This is a genomic window from Trinickia dabaoshanensis (genome assembly GCF_002879885.1).
In the GTDB taxonomy this organism is placed as follows: Bacteria; Pseudomonadota; Gammaproteobacteria; order Burkholderiales; family Burkholderiaceae; genus Trinickia; species Trinickia dabaoshanensis.
Genome location: NZ_PNYA01000078.1, coordinates 1 through 1268 on the forward strand (window position 1 = coordinate 1; position 1268 = coordinate 1268).

Consider the following 1268-nt stretch of genomic DNA (forward strand, 5'->3'; position numbering starts at 1 on the left):
TGGATTTGCCCCCGTACTTCCGGACACCGCCTCACACTTGAGTTGATGATTCGGTCCTGCGCCGGAATTCGCGTGGCGAACGGTATTTCAGCGCGCTATGGGGATGATGCTCGTTATAGTGCTCGAACGCGACTGCAAGATTGCGTGCCGCCGTCGCAGCGTCGGGCTTGGGCATGAAGCTCACGTAATCGCGCTTCATCGTTTTCACGAAGCTCTCAGCCATGCCGTTACTTTGCGGGCTGCACACTGGCGTCGTCAACGGCTTCAGGCCGATGTCGGCAGCAAAGGCGCGGGTCTTCTCCGCGATGTAACCCGAGCCGTTATCCGTCAGCCATTCGATTTGCTCGGGGGCCTTCAGGGTGCCGCCGAAGCGATGCTCCACGGCAGCGAGCATAACGTCGCGCACGATGTCGCCACTGTGGCCGCCAGTCGTCGCGGCCCAGCTCATCGCCTCGCGGTCGCAGCAGTCCAACGCAAAGGTCACGCGCAGCGGCTCGCCGTTGTCGCAGCGAAACTCGAAGCCGTCGGAACACCAGCGTTGATTGCTCTTGGCCACTGCAACCTTGCCTTCGTGCCGGCGCTGCGCACGCGGCGGCATTGGCCTGCGCTCAAGCAGCAAACCGTGCACGCGCATGACGCGATAGACGCGCTTAACGTTCACCGGAGCCGAGCCTTGGTTCTCCCGCTCGTTTCGAAGCTTGCCCCAGACTCGTCGATAACCCCAGCTCGGCAAGTGCGCAACGATGCGCTGGATTTCTTCGGCCAACCCAGCATCGTTGGTTTGCCGAGCCGTGCGCCTATCGCGCCAATCGGCAGGTCGAGCCAGCTTTGCCGCCACATTCGAGCGCGCTACGCCGAGAACTTCACAGACCTGCTTCACTGGTCGTCCCCCGGCAATGATGGCGAGCGCGCAATCCATTTTTTTGCTCGGCCATATTCGACGGCTTCGCGAAGAATTTCCGCCTCCATCGTTTTCTTGCCCAGCAATCGTTGCAGTTCCTTGATTTGCTTCAGAGCGTCGGCCAACTCTGAGGCCGGCACCACCTCTTCGCCAGCGCTCACCGCCGACAGGCTGCCATCCTGATAGAGCTTGCGCCAATGAAACAACTGATTCGGATTCACGCCGTGGACGCGGGCCACCATCGAGACCGTCTTGCCCGGCTCGAGGCTCTCCCTGACCATCGCCACTTTCTCTTCTACCGACCACCGCCGCCGGCGCTCGGGTCCCGTCAATACATCCATCACTTCTTGATTGGTGTTAGTCAAAA

The 1268-nt window shown here is 61.0% G+C and carries 1 protein-coding gene; it reads right to left on the reverse strand.

From position 1 onward, the window contains the following. Positions 1-31 precede the first annotated feature (31 nt). Positions 32-1242, reverse strand: a protein-coding gene (locus C0Z18_RS32440) for an IS3 family transposase (RefSeq protein WP_102649544.1) whose coding sequence is annotated in 2 segments (ribosomal slippage) — positions 32-927 and positions 927-1242 — 1212 coding nt in all. Because the reading frame shifts where the segments join, the coding sequence is not laid out codon by codon here. Between the last annotated feature and the right edge of the window lie 26 nt (positions 1243-1268).